22 protein-coding genes and 1 pseudogene are annotated in these 20,868 nt (G+C 67.9%); 17 read left to right on the top strand and 6 right to left on the bottom strand.

The features are described 5' to 3' along the window. From ACWGJ2_RS15055 to ACWGJ2_RS15035, 5 genes and pseudogenes are all read left to right on the top strand, one after another. Positions 1-375: pseudogene (locus tag ACWGJ2_RS15055) on the top strand (RibD family protein); the annotation flags it as partial. 100 nt (positions 376-475) lie between these two features. Continuing rightward, positions 476-931 (top strand): deaminase, encoded by a 456-nt coding sequence (locus ACWGJ2_RS15050; protein ID WP_453346519.1) that lies wholly within the window; start codon positions 476-478, stop codon positions 929-931. Positions 932-1,228: 297 nt separating this feature from the next. Then, positions 1,229-2,143 (top strand): IS982 family transposase, encoded by a 915-nt coding sequence (locus ACWGJ2_RS15045; protein ID WP_453346518.1) that lies wholly within the window; start codon positions 1,229-1,231, stop codon positions 2,141-2,143. Positions 2,144-2,764: 621 nt separating this feature from the next. Then, a complete protein-coding gene (locus ACWGJ2_RS15040; RefSeq protein WP_453346517.1) occupies positions 2,765-3,955 on the top strand; it encodes a DUF262 domain-containing protein in 1,191 nt (396 codons plus the stop codon). Next, positions 3,952-4,500: a HEPN domain-containing protein gene (locus tag ACWGJ2_RS15035; RefSeq protein WP_453346516.1), complete on the top strand. Its 549-nt coding sequence runs from the start codon at positions 3,952-3,954 to the stop codon at positions 4,498-4,500. The genes ACWGJ2_RS15040 and ACWGJ2_RS15035 overlap by 4 nt, the downstream gene beginning before the upstream one ends. Before the next feature lie 356 nt (positions 4,501-4,856). Here the strand turns inward: ACWGJ2_RS15035 and ACWGJ2_RS15030 are convergent, their stop codons facing one another. Further along, on the bottom strand, positions 4,857-5,618 hold the full coding sequence (locus ACWGJ2_RS15030; RefSeq protein ID WP_453346515.1) for a GntR family transcriptional regulator: 762 nt from the start codon (positions 5,616-5,618) through the stop codon (positions 4,857-4,859). Between the two features lie 78 nt (positions 5,619-5,696). Here ACWGJ2_RS15030 and ACWGJ2_RS15025 point away from each other — a divergent pair, with 78 nt between their 5' ends. From ACWGJ2_RS15025 to ACWGJ2_RS15015, 3 genes are all read left to right on the top strand, one after another. After that, entirely contained in the window at positions 5,697-5,957 is a 261-nt protein-coding gene (locus ACWGJ2_RS15025; protein ID WP_453346514.1) for a hypothetical protein, read from the top strand. 258 nt (positions 5,958-6,215) lie between these two features. Then, on the top strand, positions 6,216-6,428 hold the full coding sequence (locus ACWGJ2_RS15020) for a hypothetical protein (RefSeq protein ID WP_453346513.1): 213 nt from the start codon (positions 6,216-6,218) through the stop codon (positions 6,426-6,428). A 2-nt stretch (positions 6,429-6,430) separates the two neighbouring features. Then, positions 6,431-6,652: a hypothetical protein gene (locus ACWGJ2_RS15015; RefSeq protein WP_453346512.1), complete on the top strand. Its 222-nt coding sequence runs from the start codon at positions 6,431-6,433 to the stop codon at positions 6,650-6,652. A 293-nt stretch (positions 6,653-6,945) separates the two neighbouring features. Here ACWGJ2_RS15015 and ACWGJ2_RS15010 read toward each other — a convergent pair whose 3' ends face one another. After that, positions 6,946-7,233 (bottom strand): hypothetical protein, encoded by a 288-nt coding sequence (locus ACWGJ2_RS15010; RefSeq protein WP_453346511.1) that lies wholly within the window; start codon positions 7,231-7,233, stop codon positions 6,946-6,948. A 230-nt stretch (positions 7,234-7,463) separates the two neighbouring features. Here ACWGJ2_RS15010 and ACWGJ2_RS15005 point away from each other — a divergent pair, with 230 nt between their 5' ends. Next, positions 7,464-8,507 (top strand): hypothetical protein, encoded by a 1,044-nt coding sequence (locus tag ACWGJ2_RS15005; protein ID WP_453346510.1) that lies wholly within the window; start codon positions 7,464-7,466, stop codon positions 8,505-8,507. A gap of 44 nt (positions 8,508-8,551) precedes the next feature. Next, positions 8,552-9,100 carry a GIY-YIG nuclease family protein gene (locus ACWGJ2_RS15000; RefSeq protein WP_453346509.1) on the top strand — a complete coding sequence of 183 codons (549 nt, stop codon included), beginning with the start codon at positions 8,552-8,554 and terminating at the stop codon, positions 9,098-9,100. Between the two features lie 1,295 nt (positions 9,101-10,395). Here ACWGJ2_RS15000 and ACWGJ2_RS14995 read toward each other — a convergent pair. Both ACWGJ2_RS14995 and ACWGJ2_RS14990 read right to left on the bottom strand, forming a co-directional pair. Beyond that, a complete protein-coding gene (locus ACWGJ2_RS14995) occupies positions 10,396-10,779 on the bottom strand; it encodes a hypothetical protein (protein ID WP_453346508.1) in 384 nt (127 codons plus the stop codon). A gap of 745 nt (positions 10,780-11,524) precedes the next feature. Beyond that, a complete protein-coding gene (locus tag ACWGJ2_RS14990; RefSeq protein ID WP_453346507.1) occupies positions 11,525-12,565 on the bottom strand; it encodes a DUF418 domain-containing protein in 1,041 nt (346 codons plus the stop codon). A gap of 274 nt (positions 12,566-12,839) precedes the next feature. Here ACWGJ2_RS14990 and ACWGJ2_RS14985 point away from each other — a divergent pair, with 274 nt between their 5' ends. Then, the gene (locus ACWGJ2_RS14985) at positions 12,840-13,046 is read left to right on the top strand and encodes a hypothetical protein (RefSeq protein WP_453346506.1); all 207 of its coding nucleotides are present in this window, start codon (positions 12,840-12,842) and stop codon (positions 13,044-13,046) included. A gap of 27 nt (positions 13,047-13,073) precedes the next feature. Here ACWGJ2_RS14985 and ACWGJ2_RS14980 read toward each other — a convergent pair whose 3' ends face one another. After that, on the bottom strand, positions 13,074-13,841 hold the full coding sequence (locus ACWGJ2_RS14980; RefSeq protein ID WP_453346505.1) for a class I SAM-dependent methyltransferase: 768 nt from the start codon (positions 13,839-13,841) through the stop codon (positions 13,074-13,076). A gap of 244 nt (positions 13,842-14,085) precedes the next feature. On the opposite strand from ACWGJ2_RS14980, the gene ACWGJ2_RS14975 reads away from it, so the two are divergent. The 4 genes from ACWGJ2_RS14975 (at position 14,086) to ACWGJ2_RS14960 (ending at position 17,434) form a co-directional block, all read left to right on the top strand. Further along, a complete protein-coding gene (locus tag ACWGJ2_RS14975) occupies positions 14,086-14,250 on the top strand; it encodes a hypothetical protein (protein WP_453346504.1) in 165 nt (54 codons plus the stop codon). A gap of 329 nt (positions 14,251-14,579) precedes the next feature. Continuing rightward, the gene (locus ACWGJ2_RS14970) at positions 14,580-15,398 is read left to right on the top strand and encodes an RNA polymerase sigma factor SigF (protein WP_453346503.1); all 819 of its coding nucleotides are present in this window, start codon (positions 14,580-14,582) and stop codon (positions 15,396-15,398) included. A 198-nt stretch (positions 15,399-15,596) separates the two neighbouring features. After that, positions 15,597-16,487: an RNA polymerase sigma factor SigF gene (locus tag ACWGJ2_RS14965; RefSeq protein WP_453346502.1), complete on the top strand. Its 891-nt coding sequence runs from the start codon at positions 15,597-15,599 to the stop codon at positions 16,485-16,487. 239 nt (positions 16,488-16,726) lie between these two features. Then, entirely contained in the window at positions 16,727-17,434 is a 708-nt protein-coding gene (locus ACWGJ2_RS14960; RefSeq protein WP_453346501.1) for a hypothetical protein, read from the top strand. A gap of 478 nt (positions 17,435-17,912) precedes the next feature. Here ACWGJ2_RS14960 and ACWGJ2_RS14955 read toward each other — a convergent pair whose 3' ends face one another. Beyond that, a complete protein-coding gene (locus ACWGJ2_RS14955) occupies positions 17,913-18,125 on the bottom strand; it encodes a hypothetical protein (RefSeq protein WP_453346500.1) in 213 nt (70 codons plus the stop codon). A 181-nt stretch (positions 18,126-18,306) separates the two neighbouring features. On the opposite strand from ACWGJ2_RS14955, the gene ACWGJ2_RS14950 reads away from it, so the two are divergent. Together ACWGJ2_RS14950 and ACWGJ2_RS14945 are read left to right on the top strand one after the other, a co-directional pair. Continuing rightward, on the top strand, positions 18,307-18,789 hold the full coding sequence (locus ACWGJ2_RS14950) for a MarR family winged helix-turn-helix transcriptional regulator (RefSeq protein ID WP_453346499.1): 483 nt from the start codon (positions 18,307-18,309) through the stop codon (positions 18,787-18,789). A gap of 37 nt (positions 18,790-18,826) precedes the next feature. After that, positions 18,827-20,868: MFS transporter (locus ACWGJ2_RS14945; protein WP_453346498.1), on the top strand; the 2,042-nt coding region annotated here is incomplete at its 3' end.

The following is a 20,868-nucleotide window of genomic DNA, read 5'->3' as shown; positions in this document are numbered from 1 at the left end:
GTGGCACGTGTCGCGGCTGGGAAGCCCGAGTACCCGCTGAAGGTCACGGTCTCGGCGAGCGGCGACCTGGACGCCGACCTGAAGTTCTGGCACCACGGCGGCGAGAAGGTCGCCTACACGACCGACGCTGCCGAGCCGAAGCTCCGCGAGCGCCTGGCGGGCCTGGCCGACGTCATCTCCACCGGCCCCGACATCGACTTCGGTGCCCTGCTCGACGACCTCGGCGAGCGCGGTATCGAGCGCCTGATGGTCGAGGGCGGCGGCCGTATCCACACCGGCTTCCTCTCCCAGGGCCTCGCGGACGAGATCCACATGGCCATAGCGCCCCTGGTCGTCGGCGACGACGCCGCACCCCGCTTCCTCCACGCTGCCGACTACCCCAGCGGCTCCACCCGCCGCATGACGCTGGCCGAGGCCCGAACCATCGGAGACGTGGCCCTTTTTTGCGCTACCTCCCCAAGAAGGAGAGCGCCGCATGACCCCCACCGACGAGGACCACCGCTGGATGCGCCGCGCGATCAACCTGGCCCACCAGTGCCCTCCCAGCGACACCGCGTTCTCGGTCGGCGCGGTCATCGTGGACACGAACGGCCAGGAGATGTCCTCCGGCTACTCCCGCGAGGTCGACGCCCACGTCCACGCCGAAGAGTCGGCGCTGAACAAGCTCGCCACGGATGACGAGCGCCTGTCGGGGGCCACGGTCTACAGCACCTTTGAGCCCTGCTCCCAACGCAAGTCCCGGCCCTTGTCGTGCACCCAACTCCTGTTGCGGGCGAACGTCCGCCGCGTGATGATCGCCTGGCGCGAGCCCGACCTCTTCGTCACCAACTGCACGGGAGTCGAGACGCTGGAGGCAGCGGGCATCGTCGTGGAGGAACTGCCGGAGCTGGCGGAGGCGGCACGGGCGATGAACGGGCACGTGTTGGGGTGAGCTGCGCGGGAACGTCGCAGTCAGTGCGCTCAGGCGGCGGGTGCGCTGAGAGCGCTCGGTCTTGAGGTACTACCTTCTCTGCGACTTCAAGGATCGTTGCGCTCGCGGTCACCAGAGTCAGCCGTGAGCCTCAACCGCCCCTTGCCCAGGACTTCCGTCTCCGGTGATGCGAGAGAAGCCCGTGGGCTACCGCTGCTGCGGCCGACCTAGAGAGGGAAAAGAACCAGCAGCATCCCTAGATGAATGAGTCCAAGGGATCGCCTGCGGACATGGCGCGAGGGCATCCAAAGTCGATGTGTGACGAAAGACCTGGACACCCTCGCAACGGCACTGTACGCCCGGATCGACGACGAGCTGAAGGCTTCGCCGTGGTTGGCCCCCTGGCGTCCGAAGGTCGGGATTACGCCTACGCTCAGTGACGCCGAACTGCTCACGCTCGCGGTGACCTCAGCGCTGCTCGGCTACACCTCCGAGCGGCGCTGGCTGCGCCGTGTCGACCGCGACTTCCGCGGCTTGTTCCCCTATGTGCCCCAGCAGTCCGGCTACGGCAAGCGGCTGCGTACCGCGTCCTCCCTGCTCACCAGCATGATCCGGATTCTCGCCCAGGACACCTCCCTGTGGAGCGATGACGTGTGGCTGGTCGACTCCACCCCGGTCGGCTGCGGCTGCTCCCGTGAAACGGCCAAACGCTCGGATCTCGCGGGCTGGGCCGAGTACGGCTACTGCGCGTCGCACTCCCGGTACTTCTGGGGCCTGCGGCTGCACCTGGTCTGCACGCTCGGTGGTCTGCCGGTCCTGTTCGCGCTGACCGGCGCCAAGGCCGACGAGCGCGAGACGCTGCGCGACATGCTCGACACCGCACCGGAGGTCCAGGCCAGCCACCCACGGCAGACGATCATCGGCGACAAGAACTACTACGGCCGGGAGTTCGAGCACGACCTAACCGAGCGTCACCTGACGTTGCTACGGCCGACTCGCAAGGGCGAGCCCGAGCGGGTTGGCACGCATCTGTTCAAACCACTCCGGCAGGTCATCGAGTCGATCAACCAGACCTTCAAAGGCCAGCTTGAGCTGGAAAGGCACGGAGGCAAGTCTCCGGCGGGGGTGACAGTCCGGGTCCTCCTGCGCATCCTCGCGTTAACCGCCGCGATCTGGCACAACGACAGAACCGGACAACCCGTCAAGCGGTCCCTCACCGCTTACGATCACTAACCGCCACCACACCTCTTGGACTCATTCATCTAGGGCCGAGAGGCACACGCCGAAGAACACACCACATCAAGACCACCAGGACCGCGACACCCAACGAAGTCGGGATCGATCCAAGGACTGAGGGGCCGCGCACAGTGTGGGGGCGTCGACCGACCGCCGGCCGCTGCTTCCATGTCTACGCCACCAACTGCGTGTGCCGTCCGTCGCCCCGGCGGCCAAAACCAAGCACGGAACCATAAGGCACAAGGGATTGCCGCGCAGCAGGCCACAGAGAGTTTTGTGTTACCGAAAGACCCGATCGGGGCGGCCGGTACCCGGCGGGCAAACCCGCTACCTGGATCGTCGCCCCGTGGCTGGGACGGTTGGCTCCACGGCTTTAGGTAGCCGCCATGGGGCAAATGATCATGGCCCCAACATCATGCTTCAACGGGCAGGCCCACAGACTGCCCGACTCGCCGGGTCAAGGGGCCATGATCGCTCGCCACAGCTCCCGTCCCAAGCCGCTCCACCGACCGCCGACGCACTCTGCACGACACCTAAGCAAAGATGAACAAGTGAACCACGGACTCGCCGGTACAAAGCTAGAGTACTGACAACGACCACCCGAGCAGGAGCACTCCGTTGCCCGAAGAAGCGACAGACCTAAAGAATATTGCGCTTTCCGAGATCACCGAAGATGACGATTCATCAGGGCAGATCGACGAATACGAAATCGTGGCATCCCCTAACGATTTCAACACGCTCACTATTAACAGTTTCATCAAAGAGGGGGCTATCAAGATCCCCCCTTTCCAGAGGAATTACGTATGGGACAGGAAACGCGCTTCCAAGCTGATCGAATCCCTCATTCTCGGCCTGCCTGTGCCTCAAGTATTCCTGTACGAGGAAAACCGCAACGACTTTCTCGTAATCGATGGGCAGCAACGGCTTTTGACAGTTTTCTTCTTCGCTAAGGGGCGATTTCCGCGCAGGGACAAGCGTGCCACTCTGCGAAGCTTGTTTAATACCGACGGCGGGATTGCCGAAAACATCCTGGCAGACGATGACTACTTCGAGAATTTCAATCTTGTTCTGCCGACGATTGCTGGTCGCACAAAGAATAGATTCTCCGGACTCTCATATAAAACTCTCGGGGACTACCGTAGGCAATTCGACCTTCGAACGATCCGCAACATCATCGTCAAGCAAATGACTCCTAGCGACGACGACTCCTCGATGTTTGAGATGTTCAATCGGCTTAACACTGGAGGCGTAAATCTAAACCCCCAAGAGATCCGCGCCAGCCTCTACCACTCAGATTTCTTTGCGAGCCTGTTCGACCTGAACCAAGTCGCTAAATGGCGTGAGCTACTGGGAGCACCAGATCCCGATTCACGAATGAAAGACATGGAAATCATCCTTCGCAGCCTGGCGCTGAGGAATGGCACTGGCGAATACGCAGGGTCGATGACGGCGTTCGTTAATCGGTACTGCAAAAACTCGAAGGGATTCGGCCCCGAAGCTATTAGCGTAACAAGTGAAGAGTGGAACTGGTTCCTTTCCCTGAATGCAGCCGGGAAGCCGGAGACATACAAAGCAGGTTCTTCGCGCTTCAGTCCGCTACTTTTTGAATCAATCTACTGTGCCGCGTTGAGCATGCGCGAGGAAGGGGTCACGCTAAAGGAGATTCAGCCCAGTTGGGTTTCGACCATCGGAAAGCATCCAGAGTTCGTCAGGTGGCAGCAGGAGGGCTCCACTAAGACGGCGAACGTTAGGGGGCGCCTCAAGAGCACTCGAGAACTCCTAACGGAGCTTTCGAAAGTGGCATCATGACACCCATTGAAAGAATGTATGAAGACCAGAAAAGTGTGCTGGACTATCTGATCTCTTCCTCTCAGGTATCACATCACTCCACGCTTCAAAGAACCTTGCCAAAGGTGCTTCTTCTAGCTGCGTCCAGCGATTTTGAGGCTCGGGTGTGTGCATCCCTAATAGAGCATGTTCGAGTGAATACCTTGGACGTGAAGATTATCGAGTTGGTGGATCAGAAAGCAGTGAAACGCCAATATCACACTCTGTTTGAGTGGGATCGCCCCAACGCAAACAAATTCTGGGCACTATTCGGACCAGAATTTAAACAAGGGATGAAGGATCACTGTAAAAATAATCCTGAATTCGAGGATGGAATGGTCGGTTTCATGGAACTCGGATCACTCAGGAATCAGCTTGTGCACAACAACTATGCCACATTCCCCCTCGATAAAACATTAGAGGAAGTCTACGCCTTGTACCTAAGGGGTGACGGCTTCGTCAGATCCCTGCCGGAAGTCTTGAAAATGGACTTTGCGCAAAATGACCCGGATAAATCGACGGAATGACTTGGGGTTCGGCGTGGGGACTTACCGCGATTTCTGTCAATCCGACTTTCTTGGGGTCACCGGGTGGGCCTCCGTGCTGGCCGTCTGTTTAATTCTCCCTACGCAGTAGATGCAGTTCGCAGTGTCATGTTGGCCGATCAGATCGATTTCGATGACCTTGTACAGGCAGTGAACGCCTTCATGGACCCAAAGCAACTCGATGCGGCGATCGGATAATATTATCCCTTTGGGTGCTAGACGTCGTTATCTCGCATCCCGAAACACCGGCAGTAAAGCAGAAAAATACAGCAACCGTGGCGAGACACCTCAACGACCTTCACGCTCCTGGTTTAGGGCGAAGGGAAACTGTCGGCTCTCTATGTCTCGGTGCTGATCTGCACTTCGTAGACGATTTCGGCGTGCGCGGCAGGGATGACGATGTCGGCCGTCTCCACGGGGCGGCCGTCGGTGGCGTGGTAGGTGCGGTGGATGCGGGTGATCAGGGCGGCGCGGGGGATGCCGAGGAGTTGGGCCTCGTCCGCTGTGGCGTGGGCGGGTTCGGGTTGTTCGATGGCGTGGGTGACGGTGATGTCGATGGCCGCCATGCGTTCGACGACGCCGCGCCCCGCATAGGGGCCGCCCTCGGGGAGGACGACGAGAGTGCCGCCCGTGATCGCGTAGGGCTCCCAACTGGTGGAGAGCTGGACGGGTTTGCCGTCGGCGAGGAATTCGTAGCGGGTGCGCACGCACAGGTCGCCCTCGGTGATGCCGAGGCGGGCGGCGATGTCTGGTGGGGCCGGGATCTTGGCCTCGGTCTGGTGCTCCCAGGTTCCCGCCTTGTTCATGAAGTTCATGTCGGCGCGGAAGGGTGAGCCGCCGCTCTGTTCGCGGCTGTGGGAGCGGACCATGCGCAGGCGCCGACGGGGTTCGGCGACGTAGGTGCCCGAGCCCGCGCGGCCTTCCAGGACGCCCTGGGAGATGAGGAGTTCCTGAGCGCGGCGGATGACGTTCTCGCCGACTCCGTACTCGGCGCCCAACTGGGCGCGGGAGGGCAGGCGGTCTCCGGGTGACCATGCGCCGTCGCTGACGCGCTGCCGGAGCTGGTCAGCGACACGGAGGTAGGGCGGCTGCTCAGGCATGTGGCAAATCTAGTCCACTAGCTCTAACCTAGTTAACTAGCTTTACTCCACGTGACCTTCTCCTGTCGGAGGACCGCTGTGCCCGGACCCGAAGCGCGCGCCCAGTCCATCGCGGCGGCGCTGACCGCTGCCGGGTTCACACCCCGCGTAAGACGCCGACCAGGTCATGTCCGCGTCGAGATCGACGCCCCCGCCGCGCCCTCCCGCGAGACCTGGCGCGCCGTCTTAGCCGCCCTCGACCGGGGCGACCGCTTCGGCCTCGACAGCGACGCCGACGGCTCCACCGCCTGGGCCCTCGTCTCCACCCGGCCGCCCGCCACAAGGGAGCTGAACCCGTGATCGACCACCTCACCCGGCCTCTCCGCCATGCCGCCGCCTGGTTACTCCCGCCCTCCGGACGCCACCGCCAGGCCCCGCCCAACTCCAGTCCGGCGGAGACTCCCCGGCCCGCCCGCACTGCCGACCTCGCCCCGCCGTCCGAGAGTGAGCCCTCTCTCCCCCTCGTCCGTCCCTACGTCCTCGCCCACGAAGCACGCCAACGCCAACGAGGCCAACGACGACCCCGCGCCTGTCCCCTCTCTCCGGACGAGGACCGCCATGTCCCGCACTGAGAAACAAGTCGTCGTCACCATCACCGCCGCCACCGTCCACCAGGGCGACGTCATCAACGTCGGCGGCGTCCCCATGACCGTCCTCAACCTGCTCGACATCGCGGGAGGCGCCAAACGCATCGAGTTCGGCGACGGTGAAGCCCTCGTCATCCGCGCCGGAACCACCCTCACCGCACTCCGCACCGCAAAGGGATGGTGACCATGTGGCCCGAGACAGCCCGCTGCATCATCTGCAACACCAACCGCATCGACCTCATGCTCGTCCAGATCATCGAAGTCGGCTCAGGACCCGGCCACGGCCAATACGCCTGCCCCACCCCCTGCGCCCAGCAGTACGCCACCCGCACCTACGCACCCGACTGGCTCCGCGACGACCTCCGCAAACGCGGACTCTGGCCCCCGTCCCCTGGCGACGGAGACTGAGTCGACGCCCCCGCGCTCGCGCCGGACCCCCGTCTCAGTTTCCGTCTCATTCGTCGGCGTACGAGATTGTTCAGGCCCGTTCACCAAGGGCCCGACGGCACCGCCACCGCCCCTCCTGAACACCGCCGAACGCCCCCGAACACCCCCCTCACCACCCCGAACAGACCTCGAAAGCGAGTGAGGGGGCAACTCCTCCGTGGGTTCAAATCCCACCGCTACCGCTCTTGAGCAGGACGTATGGAGGGCCGGACCCGGCGAGGGTCCGGCCCTTCGTCGTGCACGGGGTCGGCCGCCTACATGCCGCTGAGGGCGATCATCAGGGCGCCCACCGACAGCGCCGTGCCGGCGGCGTACGCGGCGGCGCCGGCCGCCACCGCCTGGATGCCCGTCAGGTGTCGGCGCGCGACCAGGTAGACGATCAGCCCGGCCGCGCAGCCGACCAGCACATGGAAAAGCGTCAGCACCCAGCCGATGCCCGCGGCCACGGCAATGCACCCGGTGGCCACCAGCGTCGCTCTCGGGCTGAGGTCACGTCGGACGAGTGGATACGTCACCGCGCCGACGACTACCGATATGACCACGGCAATGACGGAAAACATGATGAAGACGAATTCCCCGTTCCTCGAAGGCGATTGGCTTACCGACAAGCGCGGCAGCATGTCTACACCACGTCGCGCGACGGCCTCCGCGCCCGCCGGATGCCGCGTCGGGCCGTGAAGTCGCAGGTCCGGGGCGCGTGCGGAGAACCGTGCCGGGCCGCTCCGCGTCTCCACCTGGAACGGAACCGGAACATACAGAAGGCTCACCCCCCATGACGCGCACCGCACAGCCCGACCCTTCGGCGCCATCGACGGGCGCGAGCCCGCGACGCGGCGTCACCGCCACGACGTTCGCCGTCCTGCGGCGCCACCTGGGGGTGCTGGCGGGGGCGACGGTGCGCGTCGTCGGGCTGGCGGGACTGGCCGGGCTGCTGCTGACGGCCGCGATATTCGCGCTCTCCTGGCCCCTCTTCACCCATATGCGGAACCAGCTCAACTGGTACCGCTACGTCGAGGACCCCTACCTGCACGACAGCTCCGACCTCGGACTCGTCGCCCTCTGCACACTGCCCCTCTTCCTGCTCCTCCTCGGCATCGGCAGCGCGGCCCTCCAGGGCGCGTGCTCCCGGGCCGTCGCGGCGGGGACGCGGACGCCTCCGGAGCCCCCAGAGGGGGACCCGCCCCGTGCCGAGGTCTCCGTCTCCGCGCGGCGGCCGTGGCCGATGATCGCCGTGTACACGCTGCGCGGCCTGATCGTCTGGTCCCTGCCGGTGCTCGTCATCTACGTGTCGGAAAGCCTCACCGGCTACCACATCGACACCGAGGACCAGATCCTGGAACGCGGCTCGCTGCCCTACAACCTCATCCAGGACTCCCCGATGGTGGCCATCTTCATCGCCGTGCTGCTGCGCCTCGCGCTCGCCCTCGCCCCGGCTGCCGCAGCCGACGGCCTCGGCCCCGTCGCGGCCCTGCGCCGTTCCTGGAAGCTGATGTGGACGCGCACCGGATGGCTCCGCGTGCTCGCCCTCGCGCTGCCGCTGGCCGCGCTCACGGCCGGAGTGCTCCGGCTCGTGACGCAGCTCGCCCTGCCGCTGCGCCCCCTCGTGCGCTCGCTCCTCGAAGCGGCCACGGGCAACTTCTTCGCCGCGTACTACGCGGGCATCCTCGCGCCCGTCATCGTCGGCATCCTCGTCGCGGCGGCCCTGACGCTCCCCCTCACGTTCACCGCCTTCGCGGCCCTCCACGACCGCCTGCGCCCGCGCGGGGCCGGGTCGGGGGCCGGGGAGCGGGACGCGGATGTCAGTGCCGCGGGGTAGTTTCCGGAGCACCGTTCGCACTTGGTCGGCTCAAGGAGGCTCGTGTGTACGCTGCGGCGCTGTCCAGCCCGGAACGGCTCTGGCCGGCCGACGACGTCCTGTCGCGTCCGGGCCCGGTTCCGAACACGCCGGGTGTGTACGGCTGGCACTTCGACGAGTCCCCGCACCCGGAACTCCCGGCGGGCCGACTGCTGTACGTGGGGATCGCGCCACGACGCATGTCGAACAGGACCAGCACACAGAACCTGCGCAAGCGCGTCAGGTACCACTTCCGGGGCAACGCCTACGGCTCCACACTGCGGCTCACGCTGGGCTGCCTGCTGGGGCTGGAGCTGCGCCGTGTCGGCAGCAGCGGGAAGCGTCTGACGTTCGCGAGGGACGGCGAGGCGGAGCTGAGCCGGTGGATGGCCGAGCACGCGCGGGTGTGCTGGCTGGAGCACGTTGAGCCGTGGACCGTGGAAGCGGATCTGATCGCCCGCCTGGACCTCCCCCTGAACCTCGACCAGAACCGGCACAACGCCTTCCACCCCCACCTCACCGAGCTGCGCGCGCGGGCACGCCAGAGGGCGCGGGACCTCCCCGTCACCACGTGACCGGCCCGCTTGAGGCGACGGCACGCGTCAGCCTTGCACGGGACGAGCGCAGGGCCGGGCCCCTGGTGAGGGTCCGGCCCTGCGTCATGCGTACGGGGGCTCAGTTCGCGGCTCGGGCGGGCGACGGTCGGTCGGCGAGGGCGCCTCACGCTGGCCGATCACGTCCAGCCGTTGCCGGGGCCAAGGCCCCGTACCGGAGGCTGTCCCCTACTTCAGGCCGTGCCCGGAGGGCCTGGAGTGCCTGGAGTGCCTGGAGTACTCGGGGGGCCTGGAGGCGCTGGAGCGCACGGAGACGCTGGGAGCCGGCCCGAAAGACGCTTCGGACGGCGCTGCCGGGGATCCGGGCCTCACATTTGCAGCCCAGTCCGCGATGGATGAGCGGCCCAGTTCCGACGAGCCGCCTGGGGCGCCTCGGTCGCGGGGGTCGCGGACTTCGCTCCGGCTGGGCGGCGCGGGGCGGTATTCGGGGATCGGCTCCATGCGGCTGCTTCGGCGCGAGCCCTCGTAACGGGACGGCGGGGCGGGCAGCAGGTGGCCGGCAGTGATCGTCGAATCGCTCCGATGTGAGGGGGGCGGCCCGAGCAGGCGGGGCCCGTCCCTGCGGCTGTCCCGGCTGCTGCGGTGCGATTCCGAGGGCGCCTCGGAGATCGAGGTGGGCCTGATGGCGCGGGGCGTGACCGTCGAGTCGCTCATGCGGGAGCGGTCGCGCTCGCTCCTGCGCTCGCGGTCGCGGTCGCGGTCGCTCCTGCGCTCGCGGTCGTCACGGACCAGCGGCGGGGGGCCGTAGCTGGGTGCGTCCCTGCGACGGCTACGGCTCTCGACGGAGTTCGTAATGGTGACCGTGGTGTTGCCTCGGCGCACCCTCAAGAATTCTTCACTTGAGTAGTACGTGTTGCCTCGGCTTCCTTCTGGTGGCATTCCGACCTCTCTTTCGGAAGTGCTCCCGCTTCACGACGCGGGTTGAGGAACACCACGCACTCACGTCCGCGGTGGTTCAGTGGCGGGAGCGAGCGGTCGGCCAAGTACCACTGGAAACGGGCGGCTTGGAGGCCGCCACGGGCCGGATGCGGCGGAGAGGAAGGAGGCAACCCGGTGAGGCGATTCGCACGGACGTAGGGCCGAGCCGGGCTGAGGGCCCGGCCCTACGGTTGTACGGGCCCGGGTCGCGTAGCGATACGGGAGAAGTCGGCCGGGCGACAGTCGGTCAGCGAAGGCGCTCAAACTGACCGGCCGCGTCCAGCAGTTGCCGGGGCGAAGCCCCGCGTCACCGTCCGCCGCGCGGAGACGGAACCCGTCTAGCGACGACGGCGCCCGGAGCCCTGGGCGGGCTCGCCGCGCAGGATGGCCTTGGAGGCTTCGGAGTTCCCCTTTTTCCTCTCGACGCCCACCTCCCCGTACTTGTTGCGCTCGTACCGATACGGGCCGTGGTCCTGAAACGGCAGCAAGCTCCTGCCCGACTTGTTGACCATCGCCAACTTGCCGGTTGAGGTGGTCGTGACCGGGAGGCCGTGACGCGCTGCCTTGCTGTCGACCTTTTCCCGACGCTCGGAGAGTGCGGCCTTTCGCAGTTCTTTCCCCCTGTCATGCGACCGTTGCGCATCCACGCGGGCATCCCGGTCTTCGGGCCGAACCCCGTTGTTCCACTCGTCGACTCGCTCCAGCGTGGATTCGTACGACACCGACCGCCCATCGTCGTAGCTGCCCGCGGGCCCGTACTGGTAGCTGGAAGGAGCTGCCGGTCCCCGGGTGCTCTCGGAGCCGTATGTGTAGTCGGAAGGCGCTGTCGGCGCCTGGCTGACGGGTCCGTACTGCTGCGAGCGGTCGTCCCTGGAGTGGTGCGTGGAGGGGGTGTGCCTGGAGGAGTGGTGCGTGCGGGGGCTCGGGTTGTAGTCGCCGACCCGGCTGGGGGTGACCGTCGTACCGCTCCATTGCGAGCGGTCATCCCGTGGTGCGCCGCTGCGACTGCTCCGGCTCTGGTACGTGGACGCCTCAGAGATTGAGTCCGGCTGGATGAGCGGGACCTGACTCCCGTAGGAGCTCCGGGAGTGCGCGCTGTAGTAACTGGGGGCGGCCGAGGGTGCGTAGCTGGCCTCGGACCGCGCGGAGTCGAACGCGGGGGAGGGCGTGACGGTGACGATGTTCGGAGTCGGGTAGTCGCGCGCGTCTACGTACTCGACATCCGGGCGGCTCGATTCCGAGTGCCTGCTGCTCTGGTGCGAGCGGGACGACGGTGCGACGCTGCGGGGAGGACCCGACTGGGCGACTGGGCCGATTCGGCTCAGCTCCACCTGAAGGTCCCGCGTGTCCCAGGCGCTCGACTGCCTGCTGCTTCGGCTGCTCGGTGGCATTCCGACCTCTCTTTCGGAAGCGATCCCGCTTCACAACGCGGGATAAGTCCCACAACGTGTCCACGTCCGCGCCGGTTCAGCGGCGGTTCGGGACCACGTTCCACCAGGTGACGCAGCGCAGGCACCACTCCAGCGGCCCGTAGCGGAAGTGGCCCAGCCACCAGTGGCTGAGGACGGCCTGCACCGCCAGGACACCGGCGGCCAGCGCCATCGCGGTGACCCAGCGCGCCGAGTCCGCGAGGCCGAGCAGGTGGTCGGCCGCGACGACGGCGAGCGTCGCGGTGAGGTAGTTGGTCAGGGCCATCCGGCCGAGGGGCTCCAGGACGGCCGACAGGGGGCGGCCGAGTCGGGTGCGCAGCAGGAGCAGCAGAGCGGTGCTGTAGACGAGGGCGCCGGCGAGTCCGGCCGCGGCGGCGATACGGGTCGCGTACGGGCCGTCCATCGGATACGTGTGCTGCGCCCAGACGCCGAGCGCCGCGACGGGGAGGGCGAGAGCGAGCAGGACGGCCAACTGGCGGGTACGGCGCTCCAGCGTGCGGTGGATGCCGAGCCGCGCGACGGCCAGGCCCAGCAGAAACAGTCCGGGAATGCTGGCGATGCCGCCGCCCGCGAGCGTGACCGAGGCGACGGTGCCCAGCAGGCCGCCGGTCAGGACGAGCCACGTCGGCAGCCAGGTGGCGGGCAGCAGGATGACGAGGCCGACGATCGCGTACGGCGTCAGCGCCTCACCCGGGTGGAGCTGCTGGTGTGCGAGACCGAGCACGCCGAGGGCGATCAGCCGGCGGAGGAGGAGCTGCCGGGGCCGCACGGAGCGTCGCGCGGCCCCGTCCAGGAAGACGGCGAAGCTGAGGCCGAAGAGGAAGCAGAAGACGGGGAAGAAGCGGTGCTGGACGAACAGGTCCAGGAACCCGGGGATCGGGTACCAGTGGAACGGCTCGGAGACCACCTTCATGTGCGCGATCTGGTTGATGTTCACCAGGAGGATGCCGCAGAGGGCGAAGCCGCGCAGGGCGTCGAGCGCGGTGACCCGGCGGGTGGGGGCGGCGGGACGGCCGGGGGCGGCGGCGTGCTCGGGCGCGGTGAGGACCAGGGTCGGGGTCGGGGTCGTGGACGTCATGGGTCGACGATCTCCGCGCCGGGCCGGAGCCCGCATCGGCTCCTTGGCCGATCGGCATCGGCCGATCGGCCGATATGGCCCAACCGCGCACCTCCGCGTCCGCACCTCCGCGTCCGCACCTCCGCGTCCGCGCCTCCGCGTCCGCGCCTCCGCGTCTGCGCCGAACGGGCCTCCCCCGTCCGCTCCCCCGTGCGCCTCCCCGCGCCACCCCGCACCCCTGCGGCACGCTGAGCCGCCCGGCAGCGCGAGGGGAAAGGGAAGGGTGAGGAAGAGGGTGACCATGTGGCCCGGCGCCGTGCGGTGCGTCGTCTGTGAGCGCGGCAGTGCCGACATGATGCTCGTCCAGGTCATCGAGACGGGATCGGGGCCCGGTCGCGGCCAGTACGCCTGTCCCTCGCCGTGCGCCCAGCAGTACGCGAAGCGGCTCTACGCGCCGGACTGGCTCCGCGAGGACCTGTACGCGCGCGGGCTCTGGCCGTAGCGCCGCGCGAGCGCCGTCCCGTCCCGCTCACCCCCGCTTACGGGCCTCGATCAGGAAGCGGGTCGTGCGGGCCTGGAAGGGGCCCTCGCGCTCGATGAGGTCGTGGAGATCGCGGAGGCGGTCGCGGAACGCGGCGACGGTGAAGCCCGGGACCATCCAGATCACCTTGCGCAGGAAGTAGATCACCGCGCCGATGTCGCGGAACTCCGTGCGCAGGCTCTCGGAGCGCAGCTCGACGACCTCAAGGCCCGCCGCCTCCGCCGCACGGCGCGCGTCGTCGGGGTGCCGTGCGCGGCGGGTCGCCTCGGGCTGGGGGCCGAGGAAGAACTCGACCAGCTCGAAGACGCTCGCGGGCCCGACCTGCTGGGAGAAGTACGTGCCGCCCGGACGCAGCACCCGCGCGATCTCCTCCCACCAGGTGGTCACGGGATGGCGGCTGACGACGAGGTCGAAGGCGTCGTCGGCGAACGGCAGTGGCGGCTCGTCCGCGTCCGCGACGACGACCGCGCCGAGGGGGTGCAGCAGCCGGGTCGCCTTGGCGACGTTCGGCGGCCAGGACTCCGTCGCGACGGTCAGCGCCGGAAGCTCGGGCACCCCCGCGAGGACTTCCCCGCCGCCCGTCTGGATGTCCAGCGCGGCGGACGCGCGGGCCATGCGGGCGCCCATCGCCCGCTGGTAGCCCCAGGAGGGGCGCTCCTCGGTGGCCCGGCCCGCCAGCCAGGAGAAGTCCCAGCCGTCCACCGGGACGGACTCGGCCTCTGCCACCAGATCGTCGAAGGTTCGCCGCGTACGCATGGCTCCCATGCTCCGTCCCAGGCCGGAGGCCATGCCACCGGATTACGCGGCGCTGGGCAGCGCCCCCGCCCGCCCCTGACCCGCGCCACTGCCCCGGCAGGGCCCGGCGGGGCCCGGCGGGCCGGGCAAAGGGCCCTGATTGCGGGGGCTTTGGTGCCGAACGCCGGGATCATGCTCTGGACAGCACTCGATACACTCACACGACTTCAACAGGGGACTACGGCAGGCGTGGGAGGCAGGGGCGATGGTGCAGGCGAAGAAGGCCGCGCTCTATCTGGTGATCGTCTTCGTGCTCTACACGATCATCACCTCACCGGCCAGAGCCGCCGACCTCGTCCAGATAGGTTTCGAGGGCATCTCGGGCGCGGCCCAGGGGGTCGGCGAGTTCATGACGCAGCTCATCAGCTAGCGCCCCCTCCCCCTCCCGGCAGCTCACACCGCCACAGCCCCTCGTCCCGCCCCGGGACGGGGGGCTTCGCGTCGCCCGCCCCCTTCCCGCTGCTCCCCGCCCCTCCCCCTCTCTTACGCCACCCTGACTCCGGATTGATGTTCGGTTACGGGCTATGGGCGCCGTATACCCCAACTCGTCACCAACACGGAGTTATACGGTGCTTGCACCTAGTGCACATGTCTTGTGATGCTATGACCGCTTTGGGTGGATTACTGGCCCGACGAACCGGCGGACCGACGAACCGAGACCGATCTGCACCGTGAACACCGTAAAGGGGTGGTGGCTGAGTGGGTGGGACCCAGACCCTCCCCCAGACTCCTTCCGGGGGGACTCCCCGGAACCGGAGCGCGGAGGCCAGGGCACTGACCGCGGTGCTCTTCGAGCAGCTCTCCGGGCTGGAGGCCGGGACCCCCGAGCACAACCGGGTGCGCGACGCGCTCATCGAGGCCAACCTGCCCCTCGTGCGCTACGTCGCCGCGCGCTTCCGGAGCCGCAACGAGCCGATGGAGGACGTCGTCCAGGTCGGCACGATCGGGCTCATCAACGCCATCGACCGCTTCGACGCGGACCGGGGCGTCCAGTTCCCCACCTTCGCGATGCCGACGATCGTCGGCGAGATCCGCAGGTACTTCCGCGACAACGTCAGAACCGTCCACGTGCCCCGGCGGCTGCACGAGATGTGGGTGCAGGTCAGCAGCGCGACCGAGGACCTGACGACGCTCATGGGCCGCTCGCCGACCACCGCCGAGATCGCGGACCGGCTGAAGCTGGCCGAGGAGGACGTCCTGGCCTGCATCGAGGCCGGACGGGCCTACCGCGCCACGTCGTTGGAGGCGGCGCAGGAGCGCGAGGACGGGATGCCGGGCCTGCTGGACCGGCTCGGCTACGAGGATCCGGAACTGGACGGAGTCGAGCACCGGGATCTGGTGCGTCATCTGCTCGTCCAGTTGCCGGAGCGCGAGCAGCGCATCCTGCTGCTGCGCTACTACAGAAACCTGACGCAATCGCAGATCAGCGCCGAGTTGGGCGTCTCGCAGATGCACGTCTCGCGGCTGCTCTCGCGCAGCTTCGCGCGGCTGCGCGCCGCAAACCGGATCGACGCGTAACCGGAACGAGGGACACCCGCACGGGGGTCACCGGTCTCAACTGTGCAGTTTTATCGACATGAAGCTACGTCGCGTTGCTGACTTGTGACATTCTGCAAGAGCTGCGTTTGCCGTGGCGGCGCTCCCGGTATTCAGGGGGAGGTGCTCCCCTCACGCGAGGGTGCCGCCGCGACCCGTCCGCGACCTCTAGGGGGTGGCATGTCCGTAGAACTGGGCAGCTCGAAGGTGCTCACCGAGAACACGAAAGCCGATGCTCCGCAAGATGCGCTGGAAGCTCCCGCGGTCACCGCGGTCACCGTGGATTCCGCGCCCGCAGACTGCGATGCCCTCGACACCCGCACCCTCTCCCGCTCCCTCTTCCTGCGGCTCGCCGGTCTCGACAAGGACAGCGTGGAGCGTACGTACGTCCGCGACACGCTCATCGAGCTGAACCTCCCGCTCGTGCGGTACGCGGCGGCCCGCTTCCGGAGCCGGAACGAGCCGATGGAGGACATCGTCCAGGTCGGCACGATCGGCCTGATCAAGGCGATCGACCGCTTCGACTGCGAACGGGGCGTGGAATTCCCCACGTTCGCGATGCCGACGGTCGTCGGGGAGATCAAGCGGTTCTTCCGCGACACGTCCTGGTCCGTGCGCGTGCCCCGGCGGCTCCAGGAGCTGCGGCTCGCCCTGACGAAGGCGAGCGACGAGCTGTCCCAGACGCTCGACCGCTCCCCGACGGTGCCCGAACTCGCCACCTGCCTCGGAGTGTCGGAGGAGGACGTGGTCGACGGCCTGGCCGTCGGCAACGCCTACACCGCCTCCTCGCTCGACTCCCCCTCCATGGAGGACGACGGCGGCGAGGGCTCCCTCGCGGACCGGCTGGGCTACGAGGACTCCGCGCTGGAGGGCGTCGAGTACAGGGAGTCGCTGAAGCCGCTGCTGGCCAAACTCCCGCCCAGGGAACGCCAGATCATCATGCTGCGCTTCTTCGCGAACATGACCCAGTCGCAGATCGGCGAGGAGGTCGGCATCTCGCAGATGCACGTCTCCCGGCTGCTGACGCGCACGCTGTCCCAGTTGCGCGAGGGACTGATCGCGGAGGACTGACCACTCACCGCAGAGGATGGTGCTTTGCCTTCTCGGGGGATACGGAAGCACGGAGAACGCGCCCAGGGCGCGGGGTTCACAGGGTTCACATCTGACGTAGTGTCAGCAACACTGGCCCGATGCGACGGCAATGGCAATCGCGACGGACCGCGACCGCGACGACGTTACGGCCATACGCGACGGGCCGCCGGGGCGGCGGTGCACTGACCGCCTCGGCGGCTCTTCTCTGTCTCGGCGCGGTGACTCCGCTGCTCGCGGGATGCGGGGGTGGGGGCGGCGACGAGGGGTACGTGGCGGTGGGCGCGGCGGAACCCTCCGCGCCGGGGTCGTCCGCCGAGCGGGTTCCTCCGGAGGGCGGCGTCGAGCTGGTGCCGCTGGATGAAGGGGGTGAGGCTGCGGGCGAGGGTTCGTCCTGGTCCCCCTCACTCGAGGACACCCCGTCCGGCGCGGGCACGGCACCCTCCGACGCGGGCGGGGAGGCGGACGACGCGGGGGGCGGCTCCCAGAGCCCCGGACCCGAGCCCGGGGGCAGCGCGGACCCGGACCCGGACCCGAGCCCGGACCCCAGCCCGAGCGGCGACGACGCCGGTGCCGGGGACGGCGGCTCGGACAGCGGGACGGCACGGCCCGGCGGGCCCGCGGCGCTCAAGGTGGGGGAGCCCGAGCGCAAGAAGACGGACGACAGGTGGTGCGAGAAGGTGACCGTCGCCTTCCGCAACACGGGCGGTGAGCCCGTACGGACCGGCACCGTCACCTTCGGTACGCACATCATCGGCGGACTGGGCGTGGACTGGGCGACGATCGAGAGCGAGCGGAAGCTGCCCGTGCCGATCGGTGCGGGGGAGAAGAAGGAGAAGACCTGGACCGTGTGCGTGGACCAGTGGCGAGTGCCGCTGGGTATGCACATCGAGACCCAGGACGTGAAGGTCACCGGCTGGAAGCGTTAGCCCTTCGCGGGGTGCGGGGCGCTGCGCTGGGCGGTGCGTTGTGTTCCGGGTGCGGCTGTGTGGCTTCGGCGCGGCGTGTGGTTGCGGCGCGATGCGGCTTGCGCCGCGTGATTCTTGGCTTGCGCCGGTGGCCGTGTGGGATTGCTGTGCGGTGGGGGTCGGCGCCGCGCCGGGGTGTCTCCTCGGCGTGAAGGTCTCGTTTACGGCTCTCGGCCGGTGACTTTCTCGACCTGCGGGGACACCCCACCGCACCACCTCCCACCCGGTGGCCAACCATCGGTCGGTGACCCCTCCGCCTGTTCCCATGCTGTGTGCCCGCACCTGGCGGTACGGGCCGCACGCGAACGAACCCCCACCCGGGCAGGCGCCCCTGTGAGGCAAGGGGCACCCCGTGAGGGCTTCACCTCGTGCCCCGTGAGGGGGTGCGGCCCGGTGGAGGGGGGACCCTGCGTTTCATGGCGCCCCCGCGAAGGGGGTGTCAGGCCAGCGCCAGCCAGACCGCTCCGGCGATGACGAGGAGGGCGACGATCACGCCGACGATCAGACCGACCCGCGGCCCCGCCTGAGCCTGCGGCGGCGCGGCCCGCTGCCGCGGCGCCTCCTCGTCGACGAACGCGCGGAACATCTGCGTGCTGCCCGCGGGGTCCTGGTGCCCTTCGGGGCCCTGCGGTGACTGGGGGTTGTGAGCCATACGGCGAGACCTTAGCGAACCGCGGCAGCGGGATACAGCCCAGCTCCGGAGCCCGGCCGACTTGAGCCGCAACACACCGAGACTTTGTTGATTGTTTGCCTCGCATGCCCGGAATCAACTTGCGTGCAGCAACTAACCGCTTCTATGGTTGCCCTAAGCAACAAAATCCTGGGGGTGGCGGATGGCCGCACGCAGTCAGTACGAGGAACTGGCCCGGCACCTGAGCGCCATCGGCGCCGTCAAACGGGAGATGGCGCGGGGTCTGCCCCATGACTGCCCGCCCGCCTCGGCCGCCGTGCTGATGCTCCTGAGCAAGTTCGGCGAGATGCGCACGGGCAGGCTGGCCGAGCTGATGGCCGTGGACATGTCGGTCACCAGCCGCCACGTGACCCACGTCGCAGAGCGCGGCTGGATCGAACGCCACCCCGATCCGCAGGACGGGCGCTCCCGGCTGCTGCGGATCAGCGAGAACGGCCAGAAACAACTGGACCAGCTCTCCGAACACACGACGGAGATGCTCCAGCAGAACCTGCACGACTGGACCGACGACGACGTCGCCCTGCTCAACGCGCTGCTGGAGCGGCTCCGGACGAGCTTCGGAGACTGCCGCACGCGCGGCACCCACAACGACACACAGAGCAAGATCCCCACCGCACGACGCTGAGCACGCACGCACGCACGAAGGAAGAAGAAGGAAGCGAATGGCCACGACCACACCACATTCCGGTGTGCAAGGAGCCGGGGCTGAAAGCGGGGCCAAGCACGCATCGCACGCGCAGGCCAACTCCGCCGAAGCCGCGCCCATGACGCACCGGCAGATCATGGAGGCGCTGTCCGGGCTGCTGCTCGGCATGTTCGTCGCCATTCTGTCCTCGACGATCGTCTCGAACGCACTGCCCCGAATCGTCTCCGACCTCGGCGGCGGCCAGAGCTCGTACACCTGGGTGGTGACGGCCTCGCTCCTGACGATGACCGCCTCGACCCCGCTGTGGGGCAAGATGGCGGACCTGGTCAGCAAGAAGGTGCTGGTCCAGACGGCCATCGTCATCTTCGTGCTGGCCTCCGCGAGCGCGGGCCTGGCACACAATCCGGCGATGCTGATCACCTCGCGCGCCGTGCAGGGCATAGGCATGGGCGGTATATCCGCCCTGGCCCAGATCGTGATCGCCGCGATGATCTCCCCCCGGGAGCGCGGTCGCTACACCGGTTACATCGGCGCGGTCTTCGCCGTCGCCACCGTCGGCGGTCCGCTGCTCGGCGGCGTGATCACCGACACCGACGCGCTCGGCTGGCGCTGGTGCTTCTACGTCGGCATCCCCTTCGCCGTCATCGCGCTGATCCTGCTCCAGAAGACCCTGCACCTGCCCGTCGTGAAGCGGAACGTGAAGGTCGACTGGGCCGGCGCCTTCTTCGTCGCCGCCGCGGCCTCGCTGATCCTCATCTGGGTCACCTTCGCGGGTGACAAGTACGACTGGATGTCCTGGCAGACCTACACGATGGTCGGCGGCACGATCGTGCTCGCGCTGATCTTCGTGCTGATCGAGTCGAAGGTCGCCGAGCCGATCATCCCGCTGCGGCTGTTCCGCAACCGCACCATCACCCTCGCCGCGCTCGCCTCGCTCTTCGTGGGCATCGCGATGTTCGGCGCGACGGTCTACCTGAGCCAGTACTTCCAGCTCGCCCGGGGCAAGTCCCCGACCATGGCCGGTGTGATGACGATCCCGATGATCGCGGGTCTGTTCCTCTCCACCACCATCTCGGGCCAGATCATCACCCGTACCGGCAAGTGGAAGATCTGGCTGTGCTCCGGCGGGGTGCTGATGACCGCGGGTCTCGGCCTGCTGGGCACGCTGCGCTACGACACCGAGTACTGGCACATGGCGATCTTCATGGCGCTGCTCGGCCTGGGCGTCGGCATGATGATGCAGAACCTGGTGCTGGCCACCCAGAACCAGGTCGCCCCCTCCGACCTGGGCGCGGCCAGCTCCACGATCAACTTCTTCCGCTCCCTCGGCGGCGCGGTGGGCGTCTCGGTGCTCGGCGCGGTCCTGTCCAACCGGATCTCGGACTACGTCGAGGACGGCCTGCACAAGATCGGCATGGACCACGGCGGCCCGACGGGCGGCGGTGGCAGCGCCATCCCCGACCTGGAGAAGCTGCCCGGGCCCATCCGGACGGTGATCGAGAGCGCCTACGGCCACGGCATCGGCGACATCTACCTGTACGCCGCTCCCGTAGCGCTGCTGGCACTGATCTTCGTCCTGTTCATCAAGGAAGTTCCGCTGAAGACCAAGTCGGGCCTGGAGCAGGGCGACGCGGCTCCCGAGACCGCTCCGGCCACGGCCACGGCCGCCGCCGTCCCGGCGCCCGAGCCCGAGCCCGCGCTCGTCGGCGCCGGTGCGCCAGCCGGGCGGCACGCCCGCCACGCGGGGCAGCCCGACCTCACCCCCACCGCCTCGCACTCGCAGGAGCAGTACGGACAGCCCATGTCACAGACACAACCTCTCGGAGCGATGGCCTCCGCCGGTGCCGGAGCCGGACAGTCCGGTTACGGGGTCCGCGGGACCGTCCGTAACGCCGACGGTGTCGGTGTGGCCCGTGCCGCGGTCACGCTGATCTCGCTCAGCGGCCGTCAGCTCGGCCGCTCCGTCGCCCACGCGGACGGCTCCTACGGGCTCGACGCGCCCAGCGCGGGCAGCTACGTGCTGATCGCCGCCGCCGACGGCCACCAGCCCCAGGCCTC

The sequence above is a fragment of the Streptomyces sp. NPDC054796 genome, from assembly GCF_053611545.1.
The sequence above is the reverse complement of the archived record's forward strand: the minus strand, read 5'-3'. Positions and strand labels throughout refer to the sequence as shown.

Coding starts and splice junctions, on each gene's coding strand:
- ACWGJ2_RS15050 (WP_453346519.1), top strand. CDS start 476: ATGACCCCCACCGACGAGGACCACCGCTGGATGCGCCGCGCGATCAAC.
- ACWGJ2_RS15035 (WP_453346516.1), top strand. CDS start 3,952: ATGACACCCATTGAAAGAATGTATGAAGACCAGAAAAGTGTGCTGGAC.
- ACWGJ2_RS15030 (WP_453346515.1), bottom strand. CDS start 5,618: ATGCCTGAGCAGCCGCCCTACCTCCGTGTCGCTGACCAGCTCCGGCAG.
- ACWGJ2_RS15020 (WP_453346513.1), top strand. CDS start 6,216: ATGTCCCGCACTGAGAAACAAGTCGTCGTCACCATCACCGCCGCCACC.
- ACWGJ2_RS15015 (WP_453346512.1), top strand. CDS start 6,431: ATGTGGCCCGAGACAGCCCGCTGCATCATCTGCAACACCAACCGCATC.
- ACWGJ2_RS15005 (WP_453346510.1), top strand. CDS start 7,464: ATGACGCGCACCGCACAGCCCGACCCTTCGGCGCCATCGACGGGCGCG.
- ACWGJ2_RS14990 (WP_453346507.1), bottom strand. CDS start 12,565: ATGACGTCCACGACCCCGACCCCGACCCTGGTCCTCACCGCGCCCGAG.
- ACWGJ2_RS14980 (WP_453346505.1), bottom strand. CDS start 13,841: ATGCGTACGCGGCGAACCTTCGACGATCTGGTGGCAGAGGCCGAGTCC.
- ACWGJ2_RS14975 (WP_453346504.1), top strand. CDS start 14,086: ATGGTGCAGGCGAAGAAGGCCGCGCTCTATCTGGTGATCGTCTTCGTG.
- ACWGJ2_RS14965 (WP_453346502.1), top strand. CDS start 15,597: ATGTCCGTAGAACTGGGCAGCTCGAAGGTGCTCACCGAGAACACGAAA.
- ACWGJ2_RS14955 (WP_453346500.1), bottom strand. CDS start 18,125: ATGGCTCACAACCCCCAGTCACCGCAGGGCCCCGAAGGGCACCAGGAC.
- ACWGJ2_RS14950 (WP_453346499.1), top strand. CDS start 18,307: ATGGCCGCACGCAGTCAGTACGAGGAACTGGCCCGGCACCTGAGCGCC.